This is a genomic window from Nitrospirales bacterium (assembly GCA_031315865.1).
Lineage (GTDB): Bacteria > Nitrospirota > Nitrospiria > Nitrospirales > UBA8639 > JAGQKC01.
On record JALDRJ010000002.1, the window covers coordinates 1,873,034 to 1,895,762 of the forward strand.

At 53.1% G+C, this 22,729-nt stretch carries 19 protein-coding genes; 9 read left to right on the plus strand and 10 right to left on the minus strand.

Annotation, left to right across the window (positions count from 1 at the left end):
• The first annotated feature begins 108 nt into the window (after positions 1-108).
• The 4 genes from MRJ96_08675 to MRJ96_08690 all read left to right on the plus strand — a co-directional run bounded on the left by MRJ96_08675 (position 109) and on the right by MRJ96_08690 (position 4,611).
• Positions 109-1,335 (plus strand): hypothetical protein, encoded by a 1,227-nt coding sequence (locus MRJ96_08675; GenBank protein MDR4501507.1) that lies wholly within the window; start codon positions 109-111, stop codon positions 1,333-1,335.
• Positions 1,336-1,383: 48 nt separating this feature from the next.
• A complete protein-coding gene (locus MRJ96_08680; protein ID MDR4501508.1) occupies positions 1,384-2,604 on the plus strand; it encodes an IPT/TIG domain-containing protein in 1,221 nt (406 codons plus the stop codon).
• 359 nt (positions 2,605-2,963) lie between these two features.
• Positions 2,964-3,215 carry a hypothetical protein gene (locus MRJ96_08685; GenBank protein MDR4501509.1) on the plus strand — a complete coding sequence of 84 codons (252 nt, stop codon included), beginning with the start codon at positions 2,964-2,966 and terminating at the stop codon, positions 3,213-3,215.
• Between the two features lie 460 nt (positions 3,216-3,675).
• The gene (locus tag MRJ96_08690) at positions 3,676-4,611 is read left to right on the plus strand and encodes a glycosyltransferase family 2 protein (protein MDR4501510.1); all 936 of its coding nucleotides are present in this window, start codon (positions 3,676-3,678) and stop codon (positions 4,609-4,611) included.
• Between the two features lie 185 nt (positions 4,612-4,796).
• On the opposite strand, the gene MRJ96_08695 is transcribed toward MRJ96_08690, so the two are convergent.
• The 8 genes from MRJ96_08695 to MRJ96_08730 form a co-directional block, all read right to left on the minus strand.
• Positions 4,797-5,696, minus strand: coding sequence for a hypothetical protein (locus tag MRJ96_08695; GenBank protein ID MDR4501511.1), 900 nt, complete (start codon positions 5,694-5,696; stop codon positions 4,797-4,799).
• 59 nt (positions 5,697-5,755) lie between these two features.
• Complete coding sequence (locus MRJ96_08700) at positions 5,756-6,283, minus strand: hypothetical protein (protein ID MDR4501512.1); 528 nt, start codon at positions 6,281-6,283, stop codon at positions 5,756-5,758.
• Between the two features lie 172 nt (positions 6,284-6,455).
• The gene (locus MRJ96_08705; GenBank protein ID MDR4501513.1) at positions 6,456-6,935 is read right to left on the minus strand and encodes a hypothetical protein; all 480 of its coding nucleotides are present in this window, start codon (positions 6,933-6,935) and stop codon (positions 6,456-6,458) included.
• Between the two features lie 245 nt (positions 6,936-7,180).
• Complete coding sequence (locus MRJ96_08710) at positions 7,181-8,935, minus strand: hypothetical protein (GenBank protein MDR4501514.1); 1,755 nt, start codon at positions 8,933-8,935, stop codon at positions 7,181-7,183.
• Positions 8,936-9,135: 200 nt separating this feature from the next.
• Entirely contained in the window at positions 9,136-9,735 is a 600-nt protein-coding gene (locus MRJ96_08715; protein ID MDR4501515.1) for an ATP-binding protein, read from the minus strand.
• 82 nt (positions 9,736-9,817) lie between these two features.
• Positions 9,818-11,617: a hypothetical protein gene (locus MRJ96_08720; protein MDR4501516.1), complete on the minus strand. Its 1,800-nt coding sequence runs from the start codon at positions 11,615-11,617 to the stop codon at positions 9,818-9,820.
• A 469-nt stretch (positions 11,618-12,086) separates the two neighbouring features.
• Complete coding sequence (locus tag MRJ96_08725) at positions 12,087-12,503, minus strand: globin (protein ID MDR4501517.1); 417 nt, start codon at positions 12,501-12,503, stop codon at positions 12,087-12,089.
• A gap of 308 nt (positions 12,504-12,811) precedes the next feature.
• Positions 12,812-14,527 carry a cation:proton antiporter gene (locus MRJ96_08730; GenBank protein MDR4501518.1) on the minus strand — a complete coding sequence of 572 codons (1,716 nt, stop codon included), beginning with the start codon at positions 14,525-14,527 and terminating at the stop codon, positions 12,812-12,814.
• Between the two features lie 364 nt (positions 14,528-14,891).
• Between MRJ96_08730 and MRJ96_08735 the strand changes: the two genes are divergently transcribed.
• From MRJ96_08735 to MRJ96_08755, 5 genes are all read left to right on the plus strand, one after another.
• Positions 14,892-15,908: an XdhC family protein gene (locus tag MRJ96_08735; protein ID MDR4501519.1), complete on the plus strand. Its 1,017-nt coding sequence runs from the start codon at positions 14,892-14,894 to the stop codon at positions 15,906-15,908.
• Complete coding sequence (locus MRJ96_08740; protein MDR4501520.1) at positions 15,905-16,534, plus strand: nucleotidyltransferase family protein; 630 nt, start codon at positions 15,905-15,907, stop codon at positions 16,532-16,534. Before MRJ96_08735 ends, MRJ96_08740 begins: the two co-directional genes overlap by 4 nt.
• Positions 16,535-16,597: 63 nt before the next feature.
• Positions 16,598-17,104, plus strand: coding sequence for a (2Fe-2S)-binding protein (locus MRJ96_08745; GenBank protein MDR4501521.1), 507 nt, complete (start codon positions 16,598-16,600; stop codon positions 17,102-17,104).
• A 1-nt stretch (position 17,105) separates the two neighbouring features.
• A complete protein-coding gene (locus MRJ96_08750) occupies positions 17,106-19,406 on the plus strand; it encodes a molybdopterin-dependent oxidoreductase (GenBank protein ID MDR4501522.1) in 2,301 nt (766 codons plus the stop codon).
• 46 nt (positions 19,407-19,452) lie between these two features.
• On the plus strand, positions 19,453-19,770 hold the full coding sequence (locus tag MRJ96_08755; protein MDR4501523.1) for a cytochrome c: 318 nt from the start codon (positions 19,453-19,455) through the stop codon (positions 19,768-19,770).
• 140 nt (positions 19,771-19,910) lie between these two features.
• Here MRJ96_08755 and MRJ96_08760 read toward each other — a convergent pair whose 3' ends face one another.
• Positions 19,911-20,888, minus strand: a complete 978-nt coding sequence (locus MRJ96_08760) for a hypothetical protein (protein ID MDR4501524.1) — start codon at positions 20,886-20,888, stop codon at positions 19,911-19,913.
• On the minus strand, positions 20,878-22,707 hold the full coding sequence (locus MRJ96_08765) for a tetratricopeptide repeat protein (protein MDR4501525.1): 1,830 nt from the start codon (positions 22,705-22,707) through the stop codon (positions 20,878-20,880). The genes MRJ96_08760 and MRJ96_08765 overlap by 11 nt, the downstream gene beginning before the upstream one ends.
• Between the last annotated feature and the right edge of the window lie 22 nt (positions 22,708-22,729).

A 22,729-nucleotide genomic window follows, 5' to 3' on the forward strand; every position in this document is an offset into this window, starting at 1 on the left:
CTCGTGGGTTGCTTCATCAGCGCGCGCACGAGCAATCATGCCATACACATTCCAGTCCTACGTGAGAAACCGGTTGTACCGCAAGCAACCAGAGGGGAGAATGACAAGATGAGAAAACAACAAAAATACCAATGGTTGATGCCGGTCGTATTGATGATGGTTGGTCTGTATGGATGCACGTCGGCTCAGATAACCGAGGGAGAGATAGAGGCTGATGCCAGGCCGGCAGAGTTTGAGCAAGTGATCGAATTGGACAAAACCGTATATTTTCAATCACCGAACGGGGAACCTGTGATGGTGGTTCCAGGGACCTATGCCGTAGAAGCGGCAGATGATGTACTGAAACTCACATCAAGTTCAGAAGCTAACGGAAAACCGGTGACGATTCATGCTGAGGCGGCGACCCATGAAGAGTCAATCGCTGATTCCGAGTCTCTTTCAATGAGTGGCGAAGACGATGATCATCTCGTGACGTTGCTTAAACCGGATGGGAAGGTCTTACAGGCGACCGGGTCCTATAGTGGAGTGACAATGAGGGGCAAGAAAGAAGCGAAACGTTTTAATTTTGATTTCAAGGGGCTCTTAAAAGTCATCCCCAAGATTCAAGGTATTTTTACTTCACCGAAATTTGGCGCCATTACGCCGGGTGGAAATCTTTACCTCAAAGGTAAACAATTTGGGAAATCGAAGGGAACGCTTGTTCTGAGCGTGAAAAATCGATTTGACAAAGTCCAAAAATATCCTCTCACGGTAGAGAGCTGGAGTGATACGAAGATCAAAGCTAAGATTCCGAGTCGTATTTCGGAGATTCCAGATCATAACGCCAGTTTTGTCCTGAAAACCTCGCAAGGCATTTCTCATAAAGCCTGGACTGTCAATTTCTACGCAACTCGGAAGATTCATGTCCTGAAACGTAATGATGCCGTCGTGCGGGTAAAAACCTGCTCACGTGGGGCAGATCACAATAATTGCAACGGGGCCAGTTATAGTGATCAAGGAGCATGCACGTTTAGCCACCCTCATCTCCGAACAGATGCGACGTACACGATCATGCATCTCAACTGTGATGCCGTCATTGATTGGGATGATGGGACCGATATTTTGGAAGTCAAACTCAAAAATGGATGGGTGATCGACAAGATCGATATTTCAGGAGGCGGGAGCAGTCCGAGTGAAAAACTGAGACTTCCAACGCAGGAAGAATTGAAACGGTCGACGTATGACACGTCCGTTTGGAGACAAAACGTTAGCTGGGAAGTCAGTCCTGGGAAAGATTATGTGCTCTATAGTTTTTGGGTCAAAATCAAGGGACCTGAGGGGGTTCCGTATAAGTAAGGGAGATCGGTGAAAAGGCGTGATCAAAATTTCTGGAGGGGGAGAGTCATGAAATATTCGAATAATTGGTTAGCCGTTGGAATTGTGGGATTCGTCTGGGTAATTTCTGCCTGTTCATCAATGAACATCAAAGGAGATATAGGGGAGAATGACGCCGGGCCAGTGGAAATGGAGAGCGTTGTGGAGATCGAAAAACCCATGCACTTTCTGACGGCAAGCGAGGAAGATGTCATGATTTCCATGGGTACCTATACCGTTGAGGCGGATGAGGAGACTCTTCGTTTAACGTCGAGTGATCAGGAAGGCGTCCGCCCGATTACACTTCAAGTCGAGACGTTTGTTCATCAAGAACCGATCCATGTCGCTGAACCGCGGTCCATTTGGCTCAATGAGGACACGCAAGTGATTATGATGCTTATGCCTGGAGGAAAGGGGCTGCAAGCAACCGGATCGTCTAGTGGCGTTCAGGCTCGAGGGGCAAAGAATTTCAAGCTCACCCCAGGCTTTCTCAAAGATTTAAACCTGCCGACGGTCAACGCAATCTTCACCACCCCGAAGTTAGGAGCACTCACGCCCGGAGGGACTCTGTATATCAAAGGGACGCAATTTGGTGAGAAGGGGGCTAAGTCAAAGGTTGTTTTGCATTTTACGCATCCGAACGAGCACCAGAGGACTCTACAGATTAAAAACTGGAGCGATACGAAAATTACGGTCCAAGTGCCTGGCGATATTTCTGGAGTGGCGGATCACAAGGTGAAATTTCAAGTGCAAAATGCGAAGGGAGTGGGAGGACTGGCCAGAAAAGTCCCATTCTATGCGTCACGAAGAACCAAGCTTCTCAAACAGGATGATCCAGCGGTCCATGTTGTTCATTGCTCAACGGGTGCTGATAAAAATTTTTGCAATGCACTTAACACCAGTACGGGAGGCAGTTGTTTCTCGAGTTCAGTCAAGAGTTTCCGGGAGGGGAGCACGATCTATGGGCGTCACGTCAATTGCGATACGGCCGTTGATACGGATGGAGGAACTGACCGGTATGCGGTGACGTTGAAGAACGGGTGGGTGTTTAAAAAGGTCGAGTATTCCTATAAAAAGAGTTCAGGCAGTGAAAAAATTATTCCTCCCGACTATGGGAAACTCCGTAAAACGCTCCCTGGAACATCGTCGTTCAACCCCAACATTAAGTGGGAAGTGAGCCCAGGGCCAGATCAGCTCGAATATGTGTACTGGCTCACGATTGAAGGACCCAACGGGATTCCGCATTATTAAACGGCGATGCGGTGGGCATTTGGCCGAGCCCACCGCACGATATGGGGAAGATGGGCTTTCGGCTTTTTGATCAACTTACTCCTTTCCGTCTCGTGCGCACGTCCTTGTGCGGTGAAGGGATTTTCCTTCGTTTGCAGTGGTATCCCTACATATGTATTGGGGGACTTCTTGTTCCTTTGCAGAGATGCTGTCCCTAAATTATTGATCTTCTTTCTATTTCTGCCATTCCATTCAATGGATTTCAAAGGGAACACGATTTGCTTTTTGTTCTTTTGAACGCTAATTCCGGGTAAGGCATTTCGAAGTCTTTACATGCATACATGATTGATGACCCTTTCCGTTAACCAGGAGGTGTTCTGATGATGTCTCGTATACTTTCTCACGGTATAGCTGTCGCTATTCTGATTACGTTTATGTTCGTGCCAGCATCTGTTTTCGCCGGAAGCGCCGCTGAGGCGATGAATAAATTGAAAGAGCAAACGAACATAAAGACTGAGTCGTCGTCGGTCAAGGCTAGTGCGTCACGTGCGGATGCTGAAGCTGCTGATGCGAAGGCCAAGGCGAAAAAGGCCGTCAAGGAATTATTAAAAAAAAGGAAAGAAACTCAGTAATGAGTCTTAACAAAAGGCCAGGCTTCTGTGACACAGCGTCAGGGTTAGTCTTGCACTCCCATTGCATACCCCGCTAATTCTGTTGCAAGAACGGGCTCAACCGTATGGATGCGGCTGAGTCCGTTTGCTTGCTGGTTCACATACCTGTTTATCCCTTCTAGGCATCCTCCTGTCTCCCTGATATCTGCCGTTCTCCTTCCCCAAAACATTCCAGAGCGTTTTAATATCCCTTTGTATAGATTGCCCGATGTCTGACGGCTATAGCTGCTCCAGTGATACCAAAACGATGCCGTGCGCTCTTGCAGGCCTAGGCTCTGCAAGACGTGAGGGAAACATCCATGTGTGTCAGGACAGCCAAGTGGGTATCACCTTCCGCTTGAGGCAACGTCCTACTGCGCGGGGGGTGTCGTTTGTATCGACTGGAACGTATTTGGATTCGTTATAGAGAGCGCACGACTGTGTGGGGTTGAACCATGATGATATTTGGGGTGTCGATGTGCGAAGATATGCCACCTCCACCGGTATAGCCCATGACGAATGGTCCGGACTCTATGGTCCTTATGAGTCGAATCTTGAATTGCGACCGCACGAAATGACACAAGAGTTCTCCAAGCCAATCCTTTCCGTCATTATCCCTGTGTTTAATGAGCGGGACACGATAGAGGAATTGCTCCGGCGAGTCTTGTCGGTTGAGCTCCAGGACGTGAGAAAGGAGATCATCATCGTTGATGACGGATCGGCGGATGGGACCACAGCATGGCTGCGTCATCAGGTGAGTGCGCCGGAGACCAAACGCGGCCTTGATTGGCGTTCGCACTGCGGAAATGCTGTTACGGACAGTCTGAAGATCGTCTTTCACGAGGCCAATCAAGGGAAAGGTTCCGCTTTACGTTCGGGGTTTGGGCAGGCGAGCGGCGACATTCTTCTCATTCAGGATGCGGACCTTGAATACGATCCCAAAGACTATGATGCTCTTCTCCGCCCCATCATCGATGACGAGGCTGATGTCGTCTATGGATCCCGATTCCTCAGCCCTGACGAGCCGGCTTGGTCTCAGTTTGGATATTTTGGGAATAAGGTTATTACGGCTTTGTCCAATCGATTGACGGGGTTGTCGTTAACAGATGTCTGGACGGGGTATAAAGTGTTCAAGCGACCCGTGATTCAACAGATGACGTTGCTGGAATCAGGATTTGAATTAGAGCTGGAAATTACCAGCAAAGTGGCGCATGGACAGTGGCGTATCCGTGAAGTGCCGATCTCGTACAGTCCTCGTAGTCGAGAAGAAGGGAAGAAAATAACCTGGCAAGACGGGATCAAAGCCATTCGAGCCATGGTGCGATATCGTCATGACCTGAATCAGGTTCGGTCAGAGATCATGCAAAAAACTCACTGACAGCCAGGATGTGTGAATTGGTTTGAGAAACCTGTGTGTTGAGGTTGTATGCGTTCTGCCGGGAGCATGCGTCACGACCAAATCTTCCGAACGGCTCTTATCCTGCGAAGAAATGACATGCGGGCCTTCTTTCTTCCTGAAATAAGACCCGCATGATACTTTTTGCCTTTCTTCCCCCAATATAATTATTGAAGGTCTTCGTATTCGGGAGCCGCGCCCTCAACTGGTAGTTCGACTTCCCCGAGTTCCATGTCTTGCATGGCATCCGAGGCTCCACCTGGGTCAATCCCCCGGGGACGAATTTTCCCCTTGAGACCTTTCAGCATTTCTGGCTTGACTTTGAGACTTGGGAGGATCATTTGCCCCGGTTTTTCCCCAGGAATCGGCTTCAGCGCTCCTGTTTTTTGGATGGTGGCTTTGAACTCCTGTAATGGCTCTCCCTTGAATTGAAGCCCGAGCCGGTTTTGGACGATCGGACTGATCTTATTGTCCTTTCCGATGCGAAATCTGGTGCTTGGATTGACCAGGGATTTTGTGTCCACTCGTCGCCCTTTCACCTTCACGGTGGGGCCGTTTCTCAAGAACATCATGTATCGTTCACCCTTTTTGTATTTCACGTCGTCATGAATGTTGATGGTGTTGGCGTTAAAGGGTGTGGCACGCTTGGGTGGGTTTGTGGCCCCTTTGGGTTTGGGGGGGGCCTGGCTCATCGGGGGCATCTCACGGTTACTCACCGGGATTCCGGCTGTCCGGAATACCTGAACCTCCTGGGCAGGTTTTCCTTTCAGAGTTCCTTGGACTTTCATCGTGACGACTTCGATCGCGATCCGTTCGACGCCTCCCGGCTCACCCGGCGCCTTCACGACTAGGTCATCGGCCCGCTCTACGTTCGTCACTTCGGCTTCCACGACTTCTTGGGCCAGGCCTTTTGCTTCGACCATAGTACGGGGATCATAGGCCCAAGCCGCAAAGACTGTCGGCTTCGGCTTGTTAAACCAGTATTCGTAGCCCACTTGTCCCACGAACGCGACGAGCAAGACGGCAATGAGCCCTTGCAAGCATTGATGTGTTTTCTTGGATGTCATGTGACGGTTCTCCTTCAGAAATTGAGACAACAAGTCGAATGTGTGAATGACACAATCCGCTAATACATCGAGTTGATGTCAGACCAATTGTGACTATTACTCACATTGCTGCTCGGGCTGTAATAGCCCTTCGCCATGCAGCCATTCGTATTGCTATGGTCTAATCCGAAGGTGTGTCCAACTTCTTGACAGAACACGCCCTGCGCATTGCTATTCGAATATCCGTAGTAGGAATTGTATTGCGCGTGAGCATGCTTAATTCGGCACCAACACCACTTATGCCACCAATCGAACTCATACGACTTGATCGAAGCCAGTCCGGCCCAGCCTGTTGCACCGGAATTTTGTCCAAAAACACTGATGTCAGTGTGCGAAGACTTGGTTGGTAGGCTAAGATCGGTATGGGAATCCCAATCCTGTACCGAGGCTTTCGCTTGTGTCTGATGACTTCCCCAGTAATACATGCCGAGTGTCCGCTTGTCCCAATGCCAGCTTCCCCACTGGTGGGCATCAAGCACTTGGGCATTGAGTGTAAGCAATCCCAGGGCGACCAAAACATACGCCGCCGTTAAAATTTTCCCTCGCATGTGCAACCTCCTTTAGGGTGTGTGTGAAACGCCATCTGTCCTATTCAGGCGTTTCAAGAATGACTTCATGCCTCCTGTCCCTGGAACGTATTCCGTCCATTGCTAAAAGGGCCATGACCTTTTTCCCCCTTCCTTTCCTTCCTTCTAGGCCTCCCTTCTAGGTCACGTGATTTTATGGTTCACCGGCTATCTGCGGGCCCAACAAGGTCCCGAGTGTTTTTAGGACTGTTTGGTCTGAGCCGATATAGAGCACCAGGATTTTCCCATTTTGATAAAAGTGCGTTGGCCCGACCCACCCCACGATCGTATCGTCGATGGCCTTGCCGTCAGGAGAGATGCTGTGTGCCTGCGTTTGCGCAGCAGAAGACGAAGCATACTCAAAGACCTGAATATCTTGACCGTTTACTCGTAAAATCTGGCCTGGAACAGCGAAGAAAGGTTGAGAAATCGATCCGGTTGGCGAAACTGTAAGGCCCTGCGCTCGAAGATTATCGACGAGACTCACGTGATCCTGGGCCGGTCCTCCATGCGAGTTGACCGGCGACTCGGCCCCGTTACAGCTTAAGAGAGTCAACGTCACGACCGTGGCGAAGACTGTAGCCATCACACCCTGGCGAAGCGAACATCCAAAGCAGATCAGGTCATTCTTCATCACGCATACCTCCCCATGGTCATGACCGCACAGGTTGGCAAGGGGCCGTGATTGTAAGATATCTCACAAAAAAATCCAACATTGTACTGGGTAATCTGCATGAAACTTTTCCGTCTCACGTTGACAATATTCAACAATTTCAATTAGTTAAGTGAATTATGACATTATGTTCTGTAGAGTGAGTCGTACCGTGGAGTTCGACGGTTCATAGATTTTGTAAAAATTTTCGGATTTTTGTCGGGGGGTTAGCAGCGCGAGTCGGTTGTGAGGAGCGAGAAAATTTTGACCTGCGGGTCTTCATACAACGGCTTGCTCAACGGCGAGAACGTCTGGAGTTGTGGCTCGTGGTCGCGTGCCCAGTGACGATCGATGATGATGGTATCGACATGGAGTTCCTGAATGAGAAAACAAAGAAGATGAGTAGTTGGAAAATGTCGAGCCATGTCTAACTGAAAATTCGAATAGCCGGGTGGAAAGTAACCGGAATAGCCATTCGCAAGACGTTTGCGATGCTGAACCTGTGCGAGCATTCGGACTGTTTCGAACTCATAGTCGGAAACATGCTGTCCGCCGGGAAAGGGGACATGTGCGACGACGCGTCGTGATCCCTGTTCTCGCAACCACGAGACCCATTCTTGCTGTTCAACGCGCGGAAAAGAGTGAAGAGGCTGGGGGATGGCCAGGTTTTCCAGAACAGCCAACAAGCCAACAACGCTGAGAACGAGAACGCTCTTGAACGGAGTCTGTACGTGCCAAAGCTTCCATAATCCAAAGGCGCTGAATACGCACAGACTCATCTGAAACAGAATGGCGAACCGGAATGGACTGCGAAACTCATGATATCCAGGAATGACTGTCCGCAAGGTGTTGAATGGCTGCCACCCGCCGATCGACAGATTCAATCCGAACGAAAGGACCACGCTTGCCCCACCGACGACAAGAAAATACATGACCCATCGTCGTTGTTTCGTCGCTCGAAGACCGTACACGATTCCCAATCCGCTCAATGTCAGCACACAGAAACCGGGGAAAAGTCCGCCGGTATCGCCATCATGCTCTTCACGAGGAGGGAATCCAATAAGAGCAGTTCGGGGTCGTGTGACGTAATCTCCAGGCAGAGCCGAGAGAGCCTGTACGACTTGGTCCGTGCGTGTGAAGCCTTGATTCTGGTGGATCTGTAGTGGACCCCATGCAAACCCCACGCAGGCAAGTATGGTTACCAGGCCGACGCCGCTTAGTGTGATGACTGCCTTCTGAGAACATTGTCGTTGATGCAGCGCGATAATTCCGGCTAGCAAGGCAAAAGGCGCAAAGAGCAACATCAACTGTTGTGATGACAAGAATTGCCCCGTGATCCCTAACCCCGCCCAGATTGCGCTCTGGATGGAACCTTCTTTTCCGAACCACACGAATCCTTCGAGCGCCCACAGTATTCCGAACAATGGGATCAACGGGAGGACGCCCAACAGCTTCGCGGTCACAGGCATCCCGATCACCAATATTCCACAGAACAGAGAAGGTGAAAAAGGCATATCCAGGCTCCTGGCCAGTCGATAGGCGCACAGTCCGTTCAAGAACAGGCAGAGCAGAAGAGTGATGTTGTATACCGTGGCCGACGAGTCGGTGAGCCACCATACCGGGATGGACAAGATTCCCGTGAAAAGTTGAGGCTCAGAGAATGAAAACGTGCCAGGTGACGGGTGAAAAATCGGGGCATCCCAATACCCGGGGAAGCCGTTCATGGCCTGGGTAGCGTTCCACCAGAGTGTCCAGAGATTGAGAAGGGGCACGGTTAATTCATGTTCTGTTCCGATGGGAAGCGCGTCACTGAGGTGCCAGACGAGTGGCCAAGTGATAGCGACAGTGGTCAGTGCGAGAACGATGAAGGCAACGACGAAGCGCCGGAAGTCTGTGATGTTCATATCGCGCGCGGGAATAGAGTGTCTTCTCGATGAACCTTGCATCGTCAATCGTCGACTCATCGCATAAGGTTCATACATCAGGCATTGTAGCCTATACCTCACGGCGATGTATGGATTGACCATGTGAACATGGCGAAGGCTTAGAGGGGGATCTCAGGAAGCCCAGGTCATGTTGACGGTGGCGGAAGATGAGGGACTCCAGAGCGGGTCCCTCAGCCACTTGGGTATGCCACGCTGCGTCCGCTCGCTTTTTCAACTCGCCTACGAATTCTATTGAGCTAGGGAATGGAAACGATGGTTTGATGCTCGGTGATCCGAACCTTCTGAATGCCAGATGTGTCTTGTGTACTGAAAATCATCAATCCCGTGTGTTCTCTGACACGTTGAAGAAGATAGGAGACTTCCTGATTGGCGTAGCGATCATGCGCATCTGTCACCGCTGTTCGTTTGCCAAACAGCGCGTCGGCTTCATCGAAAAAGAGGATGGCTTTCTGCGCTTTGGCTCTGCGGAAAAACGAATCGATATTCTTCTCCGTTTCTCCGATGTAGCGGCTTACCACTCTTCTGATATCTATCTTTACGAGCGGGCGCTGCAACTCGAGAGCGAGGGCTGCTGCCGCTTCTAGTTTTTCCTTTTGACGGGGTCCCGCAAAGACGAGCGTTTGCGGGGGAGGTTGTTTCCTGACCTTCCGAGCAAGCTTTTCGAGCTGCGTTCGTGTTTCAGGAGGTACGTTAAGCTTTTCAATGGGCTGTCCTTGGCCGGTGGCGTGGGGCAATGAAGCGCGGGGACGTGTCAATCGTTCTTTGCCGATCGCGAAATCGGTACATGCCAGGATCATCAAGGCACCGAGTAGAAACAGGTAGGTTCGAGCTGTCATGACGAGCCTTTATACGACAGAGGTTGCGGCCTGCCCCCTGTGCACGGGCAGGCCTTACGGGTGAGGTTCTTCGAAACGTTTCTTACTTTTTACTCAAGCGAATGCCGCCCCCGATTTTCAGCGCGATATCCGCGGGCAGAGCGTTTTTCCCTCCTCCGAAGCTCACGCCAAACCCCTGGAAGTGATCGAGGAAGAACTTGGCGGATGTGAGGTTCCACTTGAGTTTAAACGGTTTTTGTATTTCGAGTGGAAAGTCAAAGTAAAAATCGAGGCCGCCTCCGGTATTTTGGGGAACTTTGGGAAGCGGAAAGCTGACACCGGCTCCCAAAAACCATCCACCGGTCTGCACGGGGTCTTTACGGGGAAAGATTCCCAGTTGTACGCCCCCACCCCCACCCACATTAGTTTTTACCATGCCAGCCAAGTCAAGAAACCAGTGTGATTGATTCACGAAGTCAAACGCAAACCGGACTCCGATTTCTCCTCCACCGACCTTGGCCGCGTTTCCTCCCAAGGCCAGCGTCGCAGAGGCAAACGACCCTCGAGATCGGACCTGAGATCCATTCCCGGAGTTCACGACGGCCAATGCCTGGCGGATTGGCCCCCCGATCATGTTTTTAAATGTGTTTTGCACGGTCTGAGCCGGTTTGTCGCACATTCTGTCGGGATCCATGAGCTGTTTCACCGCTCGCGTATTCTTCGGATTCGATAGGATCTGTGCGGCTTCTATCACACGTTGGATCGACGCGGCCTGCTGTTGTTTAATCGTCTCGATCGCGTCGAGAAGGGCTTTCTGAGCTTTGGGGAGTTGAAGGGCTTTGGCGAGTTGTTTTTTGAGCGGATCGAGAATCATGGCCTTGGCTTTAGCCACAGCTTGCGTCGTTTTGAGCGCGACTTTGCAGGCTCCGATGGCTGTCTGTTGCGCAAGATATTTTGCTTTTTCCGCTGCGTCTTTGGCGGCTTTTTCTGCTGCGCGTTTAGCTTGTAAGGCTGCCTGGTTCACGTCTTTGCCGACTTTTTGCGCCGTTCGTCCCAAATTTTTGCCTGTTTTTCTGACCGTGCTGTGGGCTTGTTTATACGTCTTGTTGACTTGTTTTTTAGCTTTCTGGAACGTCTTGTCCAGCCAACCACGAGGTTGAATGCCGCTATACGATCCCGTGGCTTCCAGGGTCTGTCCGTTGGGGAGCATGAGCATGAGATAATGTCGGTCCGATTCTTGTTCTGTAGAACCGGGAAGAGACAGCGCGATCAGTTCGTCAAGTTCAGCATCGTTTGTCCCTTTCTGCGCTTCGATCAGGAGTGCGTCGTGTCGTTCGCTCCCGGGAATCAAGCGAATCCAGTCTTGCGCGTCTTCGGCCGTATAGTCTCCTGCTTCCACGATGACGGGACTGCCGTCCGGGGCGGTAAAGTACACGGCTTTGTCGAATGTGACGGTGTTAGGGCTTCCTGAAAGCGGCATGTCCTGAGGAATGGCCCGGCTTTGGATGCCTGGGTATGTGCCTACAGCCTGCCACACCTGTCCGTTCGGTAAGAACAGCATGATGATATGGGTATTGGCTAAGGGGCCTTCCTGTCCAGGAACTGACACGGCGGTCGGCGTGGAGATTTCAGATGTATGAGATGTCTCATCTGCTTCGAGCGTCGTGGAGGTTTTTGAGAGCGTGTTGGTGAGTTGAAGGGCGTTTTCTTCTTTCGTCACCATGTAGTTTCCAGGTTCGACGAGGGTCTCTTCTCCCTGGAAGTCTTCGAATTGCACGGTTTTTCCCAAGGAGATGAAATTGGCTGCGTCCTCAGGCACTGCGGCGTGGATCGTTGAGACGAAGCTGAGCAGTCCAAGAACTGCGGCATGAGTGAATGTGTTCATGAATCGAGGGAATCGCATAAAAACTCCTCATTTGGGGGCTATGCCCGTGAAATATTCAATCGGGACGTTTCTCGATTAGTCGCCTGAATTGGCACAAGGGTTCAACAATGAATTCGAATTTCCTCCATTGGTGTGGCTCAGACGCAAGCCGAGAGCGTACCCAGGGCGTGGGAACACAAGACGGCTATTCGTACTCAAAGGGATATTGTTATCAGACGGCATACGTGAAGTTATGTCAAGAATCAGGAGTCGCATGTTTCCATTTCCGACCCTTCGGGTTGATTATTGGCCAGATAGGAAGCTACCACGTCTGTCGAATGAGATGGAACGCTCGACTGGAAAACATCGGCCTCGATCACATGCTTCTAGGTACCCAGAGCACGACCGCCGAGAAACATGTTTGAATGAACCGATGTGAACGGGAATGGGAAACTGTTGAGAGGTTCGCCAGTGACCTGACGGAACCCCTCATCGACGGTCGATAGGATTAGGAAGCAGGGGCATCATACCGAGCGGTGATATAGTCAACTCCGGCACGTAGAACCTTTTGCCAACTTCGTTCTAAATCAGGGGAAAACTTTTGATCGCACTGCTTGACGGATTTAATCAGACTGTCGATCCAGAATTGGTAGAGATTCGGGTTGATGTTCATGTGTTGTTTGTTGTGGCTTTCTGCGATCCGATCGAGCGTCATGGTCCCTGCGGGCTTTCCTTCAAGGTGCGCTAGCAGCATCCCGATGCCAGTGCGCAGCAATTCTTTTTGTTTTTTGAAATCGGTATTGCTGAACATCGGCTTGATGGAAGGGTGACTTTTCAGAAATTCTTCATAGAAGTAGTCGATAAAGTTCGGATTCATGGCACAGCGTCCATAGCTTTGCCGAACAGGGGTTAATAATTCTTGCATGCCTGCCCTCCTGAGTAATGAAGAGATTGATGTTCTGACGATTATCGGCGACGTCTTGCTGTTTCTGTAGCCATAGCAATCTGACAGGACTGTCCCCGACAGATTCATAGGACCTTTCTCATGAATGATTAAGAAAATGAACGCAGAATATCGTGCTTACTCTGCGACAAGGCGTGTGACGCGAACTGAGTTTGAGACACCGAAATGCCTGAAGCCGGCTGGTAAAATTGCTAGAAATGATTTTAACGGAGGGTCTTGGTCAGTGGTTTGAGGTCGATCGTGTCGAAAGTGCCAACAATTTTGAACAATCACGTGGTTCCGGCCAGCAATTCGCGCGCATCGACAGTTTCCAGCGCTTGCTCCTGCTCCCGCCGCATCCATTTTTGAATTTTGTCATCGCTCACTTTATGCTCCCGCAAGACTAACGCGGCCAAGTCAAGGCCTTTCGGAACGCTCCGCGTCACAATGGCCTTCATGCCCAGTGTTTCGAATTTTTGTCGTTCTTCGTCATTCTCAACGGAGACAAACCGCGTCAGATTGGGATAGCGTTCTCGAACGATCGGCGTGAGAGCCTGGGAGATTTCATAACGGGCAATCGTGATGACGATCGTCGGCCTCTGAGCCATGTCAAACGTTTCCATGAGCCGCACATCCGCCACGTCGCCAAACGCCACCGGATAGCCATCCGCATGCGCCTTAATGAACCGGTCGTGGTCCATCTCGATCGCGGTGTAGGAAATTCCGTGAGCTTCTAACCCATCTGCGACGCGTTGACCGACTTCGTTCATGCCGAAGATAACGACTGGCGCAATCTGGTGAACGGGCAAAGACTCGGTGGCATGTCCCGCTTCTGAATCCTTGTTGGCGAGGTGCGTCGCGAGCCGATGGCCGAGTGTCGCTAATAGGGGCGTCAGTGCCATGCTGGCCGCAATGCTGGTGATCAGAATCGCTGATAACTCTGGTCCCAAGGCGGCTTTGAGGGCTGGCATCCCAAAAATCACGAACGCGAACTCACTACCTTGCGATAAGAGGAAACTAAGCTGAATGGCGCTTGGCATCGGTCTACGCAAGCTTCTCGCTGCGAGGTAGACCATGATGGTTTTGATGCTGACGAGCAGAGAGACAGCCAGGAGTATCTTCCACCATTCTCGATACAGGATTTCGAAATCGAGAGACATGCCGACTGTCACAAAGAAAAACCCCAGGAGCAACGCGCGAAATGGTTTGACTTCCGTCTGAATCACATGCCGGTAAGGAGTTTCAGAGATAATCATCCCGCCGAGAAACGCTCCGAGTGTGAGTGACAAGCCCATCGCGCCAGTGGCCGCCGCAGTCGCAAGGACCACGAGCAAGGCTGTTGCCGTAAAGATTTCCTCTCGTTTGGTCCTGGAAAGAAATACAAAAAGCGGGCCGACGACAAACCGGCCTATCACGATAGCCGCGACGAAAGCCACGCCGCCCTTGACTGTCGCGCTCGTGATGGCGCCCGCAAGCGATTCGCGGCTTTCACCCAGCGAATTGGCGAGAATGAGGAGGAAGATCGCGCAAATATCCTGAAAGATCAGCACCGCTATGGCCGACTGTCCGATCGGGCAGCGTTGCTGGCCGTACTCGGCCAATGTCTGTACCGCAACGGCTGTGGATGACAGCGCCAGTGCGGCGCCGAGAACGATAGAAATATCCTTGGGTAAATCGCCCGATACAGCAAAGACCAATGCCAGAGCGGCTGTACATAAGACCATCTGCAATGGTCCCAGTCCCAGGATGTCACGCCGGGCATCCCAGATATGTGAAAGCGAAAAGTGTAAGCCAATATCGAAGAGCAGAAACACGACGCCCAGCTCTGCCAGGAGATGCGTCGTTTCACTATCATGGATCAGCCCCAGACCGTGCGATCCGATCATCATGCCGGCTAGCAAATACCCGACGATGGGGCTCATGCGCATCGACCGCATCATGACGATCGAGACGATGCCGATAAAGAGCAGCAGAATTACCGGCTGGAGTGTGTGAACGTATTCCATCTTCGTGTCTTTACCTGAACTCCGCCATGGTTCCGTTTGATATCATGGGTAATGCGAGTCTCACACGGTAAGCTGGCGAAGAGTAATGATGTCAGGGGTGATGGTGAATGTCGTACGAGAAGGAAAATGACTTTCTATCAACAAATTGTGACGAGGAAGCCAGAGCCTGACTTGTGTGATAAACAACCTCATGGTTACATAAAGTGTCCTGAATCATCTTAGTTACTGATTGTCTCGTAAGCAACTTTGCCGACACCCCTTGGAGTTTCTGACGTAAAGTTTCATAATGCTTGTCAGTTTTGACAAGTGAGATGGAGGTGCATGAGAATAGCGCGACCTCGCGATCACGAGAGGGCATCATGAGATGGCGAATCATCTATTACATTTGCTGACGCAGTGGCGAAAACAGCCAGAGGACTGTGAATGGGTGCTCGGCACGGTCTATAAAACCGAGGGACCCTGTTACCGAAAACCCGGGGCCATGATGCTGTTCAATGGACTGGGAGAGCAGTTCGGGCTGTTGAGTGGGGGATGTCTGGAAGCAGATATTCAACGGCAGGCCCGCCGGGTGATGCTGGAAGGCCGGGCCAGGACGTGTTCTTACGATACTCACGAGGATGAGCACATATCTCATGTAGCGAGTGGCTGTGGCGGGACGGTCCACGTTCTTCTGCAGCCGGTGAACGCTCAGGCACACTTCCTCCATTTGGAAGCGGTCTTCCAGGCGCTCAGTGAACGGAAAACCGGTTTGTACTATCAACGTATTCCTGATTCACGGGGTTCCGTCGAGTCCCGATTCATCGGGACGGAAGCGATTCCCCGGACCGGTGTCCCGCCAAGAAGCGAGTTGATCGAGGAAGACGACGCGGAATGGCTCATTACCCCAATCGTCCCGGTTCCACATTTGTTCGTGGCGGGCGGGGGAGCCGATGCGCGGCCACTGGTCGCGATCGCGCACCAACTGAGCTGGCAAGTGAGCGTGTGGGACCCTCGCCCGGCGAATGCCCGACGAGAACATTTTTTGAACGCAGACTGGATATTGAAGGGAGCAGCATCGGACTTGTTCGAGTTTGTCCTTCGGAAGTCTGTCGACGCCGTCGTACTGATGACGCACAATATTCAGTTGGACAGCGAAGCCCTGAATGTCTTGAGGGATGTGCCGTTACACTATATGGCCTTGCTCGGTCCGATAGATCGCCGCCTCAAGGTATTGGAACAAGCCCAGATGACAGAGTCCGAACTCAAGACGCCGTTAGCCGGTCCTGCCGGGCTGGACATTGGGGCAGAATTACCGGAAAGCATTGCGCTTTCAATCCTGGCAGAATGCCATGCCAGCCTCATGCGACGGTCCGCCTGTTCGCTGACGGGAGTACTGGTGTGACGCGATCAATCGCTGCGCTGATCATGGCGGCCGGTTATGCCTCACGTTTTGGCCGATGCAAACAACTGACGCAGGTAGGTGGAAAGGCTCTGCTCCAGCACAGTATCGATTCAGCCCAGGCGGTCTGCCCGGGGAAGGTCTTCGCGGTGAGCGGTGCGTGGCATGAAGCACTGAGGAAGGCCATGCACTCTGAGGAGCTCCGGAATGTCATCCTTATTTACCACCCTGACTGGTCTGAAGGGTTAGGGAGTTCGATCGCGCGAGGGGTGACCGGCATTGGCTCGCATGTCGACGGCATTCTGGTTCTGTTGGCTGATCAGATAGCTGTGACAGCGGAGGATCTTCTTCCATTACGCAGGAAGTTTACCGGTGACAACATTGTTTGCAGTGTCTACGCCGGGAGTCGGGGAGTGCCCGCGATCTTTGGCCGGAGTAGCTTCGGAAAATTAAGAGAGCTGTCAGGTGATCGCGGGGCCAAGGCGCTGTTGTATGATGAGCATGTTCCCGTCGTCGAGTGTCCACTGGATCACGCCAGCATCGACGTGGATACTCCGGAAGATTTGCACAGATGGGTTACGACAAGAGACCACGCGTATGGACTTGAGGCACGAAGGAAGTGTGTGTGACGAAAGTCGCTGTCCATTCCCTTTGTGGCGGTCTAGGAATCTGTTATACAGGAGGGATTCGGTATGATTGAATTTACCTTGAACGGGAAAAAGGTTTCGACCACAGCGTCTCCCGATACGCCGCTTTTATGGGTCATACGCGATGAGTTTGGCCTCAAGGGCACGAAGTTCGGTTGCGGGATCGCCATGTGCGGAGCCTGTACCGTTCATCTCGATGGTATCGCACAACGTTCCTGCATTTTGCCCATCAGTGCCATCGCCAATCGTACGATCATGACCATTGAAGGACTCAATGGAGCTCATTCCCTTCAAACGGCTTGGATTGAAGAGCAGGTCCCTCAGTGTGGATACTGCCAATCTGGCCAGATCATGCAAGCCGCCACTTTGTTGGCGGAAAATCCTCGGCCGACAGATCAGGACATCGAGGCGCACATGAATGGCAACCTCTGCCGGTGCATGGCGTATGCCCGTATCAAAAAGGCCATTAAACGAGCTGCCCGGTCAGCGGCAGGACATGCGTCGGCTGACACGCAGGGTTCAGAGACGAGAACGGCCAAGGAGGTGAGCTGACATGGCTATCACGCAAGAGCATGAACAGAGCCCAGGAATGACGCGACGCTCGTTTATGGTGGGGACGGTTGGAGCATCCCTCATGATGGCGTTCGGGGTGTTCCCGAAAACCAGCAAGGCCGCTGCCACCTCGACGAATGAAGCGTTGGCGGCCAGGCAGTTCGCCCCGACCATTTGGTTCGAAATTGATGCGCAAGGCCGGATTCTCGTTAACATTGCGAAGGCTGAAATGGGGCAACATGTCGGGACGGCTCTCGCCCGTATCGTTGCCGATGAACTGGGAGCGAATTGGGATGATATTCATATCAAATACGTGGATTTCAACCCCAAATGGGGGTTCATGATCACGGGAGGATCGTGGTCGGTTTTTAAGAGCTTTACGTCGTTATCCCAGGCAGGAGCCGCAGGCCGATTGACATTGATCGAGGCTGGGGCCCGATTACTGGGCACGCAGCCGGACCAATGTCATGCCCGTGACAGCAAGGTTATTCATGGAGATCAATCGCTGACGTTTGCGGAGATTATACGACGGTCAAAGATCAGCCGTACGTTTAGCGATAAGGAACTGTCCGCACTTCCCGTGAAACCTTTTCAACAACGACACTTGATCGGGAAAGAAAGCCGTGCATTGGACATTCCAGCCAAAACGAATGGCACGGCTCAATACGGGATCGATGTGGACATTCCCGGCATGGTGTACGCCCGGCCGATTGTACCGCCCACCCGCTATGGCAGCAGCGTCACGACCGTGGATGATTCCAAGGCCAAGACCATACCCGGGTATATCGGATTCAAGGTGCTTAAGGATGCCAGCGATATCCTCCAGGGATGGGTCGCGGTTGTGGCCGAGAACTATTTCGGCGCGATACAGGCCGCGGAGCTCGTGAAGGTCAGTTACACACCAGGGCCAACCGCAAATATCAAGGAATCTGATATTCAGGACGAAGGGGAGCGGCTCACCAAAGACAGAGCGGCCGGAGTCCTGTTCGTCGATGAGGGAGACGTGGAGCGATCTCTGGCCAATGCCGCCACGACGCTTGAGGCTCGGTACCGCACCTCATCAGTCCTGCATTTTCACCTAGAGCCGGTCAACGCGACGGCGGAATTCAAAGACGGGAAATGGCACATCCATACAGGATGTCAATCGCCGACGATCATGCTTCCGCACATTGCCAAGGCCCTGGGGGTGAAGGAAGAGACGATCGAGATTCATCAATATTATCTTGGCGGAGGGTTTGGACGCCGGTTGTACGGGGATTACATCATTCCCGCCGCTCTCACGGCCCAGGCCGTTGGCAAGCCAGTCAAGATGATCTTTATGCGACCTGATGACTCACGCTTCGACTGCATACGCTCTCCATCGGTTCAGCAGTTTCATGCGTCGCTGGACTCAACGGGCCGTCTTACCGGTTTCGAGCATGCGGCCACCGCCGGGTGGCCAACCTTGTCGATGATGCCGGGATTTTTGATTGAAAGTTTGGATAAAAAGGGCAAAATCGATCCATTTTCCAGTAGCGGGGCAGACCATTGGTATACGATGCCCAATCAACGCGTACGAATGGTGAACAACGATCTGGCGCAACGATCATTTCTTCCAGGCTATCTTCGTGCCGTGGGGCCTGGGTGGATTGCCTGGGGGTTGGAGTCGTTTCTTGATGAAATCGCGGTCGCGGCGCACAAAGATCCCCTTGAATTTCGTCTGGGAATGCTGGATGGCAAGGGGAAGAATGCGGGAAAATCCCCTGAGAGCGTCGGGGGCGCTACACGGTTGGCGAATGTGTTGCGAAAACTCAAAACACAATCCGGCTGGGGAAAACCGTTACCGGCCGATGAAGGCATGGGGGTGGCGACGGCCTTTGGGCAAGAGCGAACCATGCCGACCTGGATCGCCTGTGCGGCGCATGTTCATGTGAATAGGACGACGGGCAAAGTGACCGTCAAAAAACTCAGTATCACGTTGGACTGCGGTACGATCGTCCATCCTGACGGGGCGATGGCGCAAGTGGAAGGATCGACCTTGTGGGGCGTCAGCCTCGCGCTCCATGAAGGAAATCGAATCGAGAACGGACATGTCTCAATGGACAATCTTCATACCTATACGCCACTTCGCATGGCGGATGTCCCGGAGCTGGATATTCAGTTTGTCGAGAGTGAAGAGTTTCCCGTCGGCCTGGGAGAGCCTGGCGTGATTGCTGTCGCGCCTGCCATTGGCAACGCCATTTACGCGGCCGTTGGTGTTCGATTGAGGGATTTACCGATTCGTCCAGACGCGATTTTGGATGGACTGAAGAGGAAGAGTTAGACACACCCATTTCATGTTATGAACCATTTCTAAGGGGTTATCCGTCATGAAGGTTACGATAATTGTGATGATGCTTGTGGTCGGGTTGGGCAATGTCCCGCCGGCGTTCGCGGAAAAGGCGGATATCCAAGCCGGCAGGCTTGCCGCCTCGAACTGCCAGGGTTGTCATGGCCCTGACGGCATCTCACCGGTGCCGATCTACCCAAATCTTGCCGGACAGCAAGCAGCGTATTTTATCAAAGCGTTGCAAGACTTCAAGCGTGGCGAGAGGAAAAACCCTATCATGCGTGGCATCGTCGGCAACCTTACCGACGACGATATCAAAAACCTGGCCGCCTTTTTTGCGAGTCTGCCTGTCAAATAAGGGCTGTTGAAAAAAGCCGCCAGCGGCGTTCTTGGCCTCTCGCCGCTTGAACCCCATGTGGTGAGTGAGCAGGATTTCCGCGCAAGGATCGACGCAAGGGGCACACCCCAGCGTGTGGCTGATTCGCGAGGGTGCCGTGCTCACGGCGAGAGCGGATCTGTCCCCTCCGCGAAGGTCACGGCCTTGAAATTCGGGTTCAAGGGGGCGGCAATGCACTCGTCGGAGTTTCGGGGACAGGGCCCTTTCACATCCGTTCCTGCGGCAATCGGTTGGGTGACTTTGAATTTCACCGTATCCTTGGCGGCATTGGGAACGAGTTCTCCGGTTTTCACCGCAAACGCATAGAGCTGATCCGTCGAGACGACGAGTTCATGCGCGGACACCTTTTTATAGGTCAGGCCAATCTTCCCGCTAGCTGGGACGGTGGGTGGGCCACCGACTTGTAAGCTGGGGGCGATATCCGTTCCATCCACCGAAGAAATCTGCACATGATCCGAACGATGCACTTCATAGACCACAAAGGCGCGCTCTCCGTCGTTGAGCGTATCCAAGACGAACCGGGCCGCTGGGCGGGCCTCCCGCTTTTTGAAAAACCGGTCGACAGCAGCGGGTTCGATCTTCTCGAACGTGGAACGAATCTGGTCGATGCGGACCTCACCGGTAAAGCCCAGATCAACGGACGGTTGCCATTGCAGAAGGCCCTGGAAAAACGACAGGGCTGCGGCAAACGTGAGCGACCGGTCTTCCCGGTACCCGCTCAAGATCCCTGCGCATCTCCTGGCGGCTCCACAATCACTGACCGGCAGGAGCGCGTGAGCACGCTCGGGCTGGGTCAGGTAGGTGCTCAGGTGCCCGCGTAAATAGGGCGTGCCGTCCTTCCCTACGATGATCAGCATGCCGGGGGTGAGATCCGTCCGAAGCATGGCCAGGGGATTGAGGCCCTTGCCGGCAAAGTACCGATGAATCGCCTCCTCGGGGTCGCAGCCGAAGAGGGCGAGCGCGAAGAGCATGACACTCATCATTCGCACAAGATGACGGCCGGGCCAAATGAATCCCGTGCGTATGGGGAGACAAGATGCGTGAGGGACGCGTGGCGATCGACGGACATTACTCGGCATGGGGTTCAGCCTCCTTCGCAAAGATCCCGGGGAAAGCCGCTCGAAGGTCAGGGACCAAGGGAATCAGTTTGTCCTGCATCCCGGCCTTCAGCAAACACTCCGCATAATTATTCAAGACCGTTTTGGTGTTGGGATGGGCGAGCCCCAATCGGGCTTTAAAAATTGTATAGGCGCGCTGGTAGAGGGGCTCGGCCTCGGCGTACTGGCCTTGTGAGTCATATAAGGCCGCCAGGTTGTTGAGGCGGATGGCGACTGACGGATGCTCAGAGCCCAGTGCGGCTTCGGATATGCGTAGGGCGCGCTGGTAGAGGGGCTCGGCCTCGGCGTACTGGCCTTGCGCCCGATAGAGTTCCGCCAGGTTGTTGAGGCTGGTAGCTACTTGCGGGTGTTCGGTTCCCAAGGCCTGCTCATTGATGGCTAAGGCGCGCTGGTAGAGGGGCTCGGCCTCGGCGTACTGGCCTTGTGAGTCATATAAGGCCGCCAGGTTGTTGAGGCTGACGGCCAGGTCGGGGTCGTTGGGTTCCAGCGTGTTTTCGCGAATAGCCAAGGCTTCGGTGAAGTAGGGAAGGGCTTGTTCGTAGCGCCCGGCCCGGGCCCAGGCCTGTCCCAATTCATTGAGGCGCGTCGGGTCTTTGGTGGGCCGCAGGGCGACATGCTTTTGATACCATGGCAGGGCTTCTTTGTAGTTGCCACGGAAGGTTTCATTCCTGCCCCGTGCCAGGTAAATCTTGGCGAGTTTCTCTTCATGGTCGGCTTCAAGGTTCGTGGCTTGCGCGAACAACGTGCCGGCTTCTTTAAGGCGGCCTTCAGCTTGGGCCTTGATGCCCTGGGCGTAGGGGTCGTCCTTGTTGGGGATGAGTCGCGTGGCCAGGCGTTGGGCTTCCTGTGGAATTTCGGGTTCCTGTTGCCCATCTGTGGTGACGATGGACGTGGTGGGCACCAGATTACGTTCGAGCGCGGCCAGTTGCAGCGCTTGTCTGGCTGACGATTCCCATCGCCGCACCTTGGTCCGGTCGTAGGCCAGGATGACTTCCTCGTGACGGCCGCCCACCAATTGGGGATGCATGTGTACGCGCGCTCCATTGACGGTGAGCCGGCCGGCGAGCGACCACTGTTTGAGTTGATTCGAGGTATAGGTATGGACTTCCCCGAAGCGTAAAACGCCGTCCCCATTGTCATCGGCTGTGCGCCACTCTTCGCCTAAGGCTTGCAGTAGTGTCTGGGTGAAGGCGCTCAGTTTGGTGCCGTTTTCGAGCGTGATCGCGATGGAGTTTTGCGTCGTAGAGCTTGACGTGAGAATCGTGGTCTTGGAGCCCAGCTCTTTTAACGTCAAGGCTCCAGAAAACGCGCCTGTCCCGCTGAAGCAGGCGTCGATGATCAGATGCAGCTCACCGAAGTATTTCTTATCGCCTCGGGCTGCCTCAATCAGATCTGACACCTTTATCCCCTTGCTGTAGTCCAAAGAGGATTGTCCGGCGAGTTGTAGCGACACATCCTTGTCGTTGGGACTGGCCACTCCATGACCGCTGTAGTAGATGACGACTGACGCCCATTCCCCTAGCTCGCGGATTTGTTCTAGCGTTGTTGTGAGGTTATCACGGGTGGCAATGGGTCCGACGATTGGCTTTTGGACCAGCGGGCGGTACCCCAGAGTGTCGAACTGTTTGGCGACTAACGCGGCATCGGTGAGCGTGAAGGGAAGCTTGGCTCCCGGCACGTCCCGTTGGTCGACGGCTACGATGAGATAGTATTTGGCCTTTTCGTTCCAGACTTGGAGAGGGCCGTCTTCCTCTTCTGGTATGGGGCCGGTGGAGGCCATGGCCGCCGGTGCCAGGAAGCTG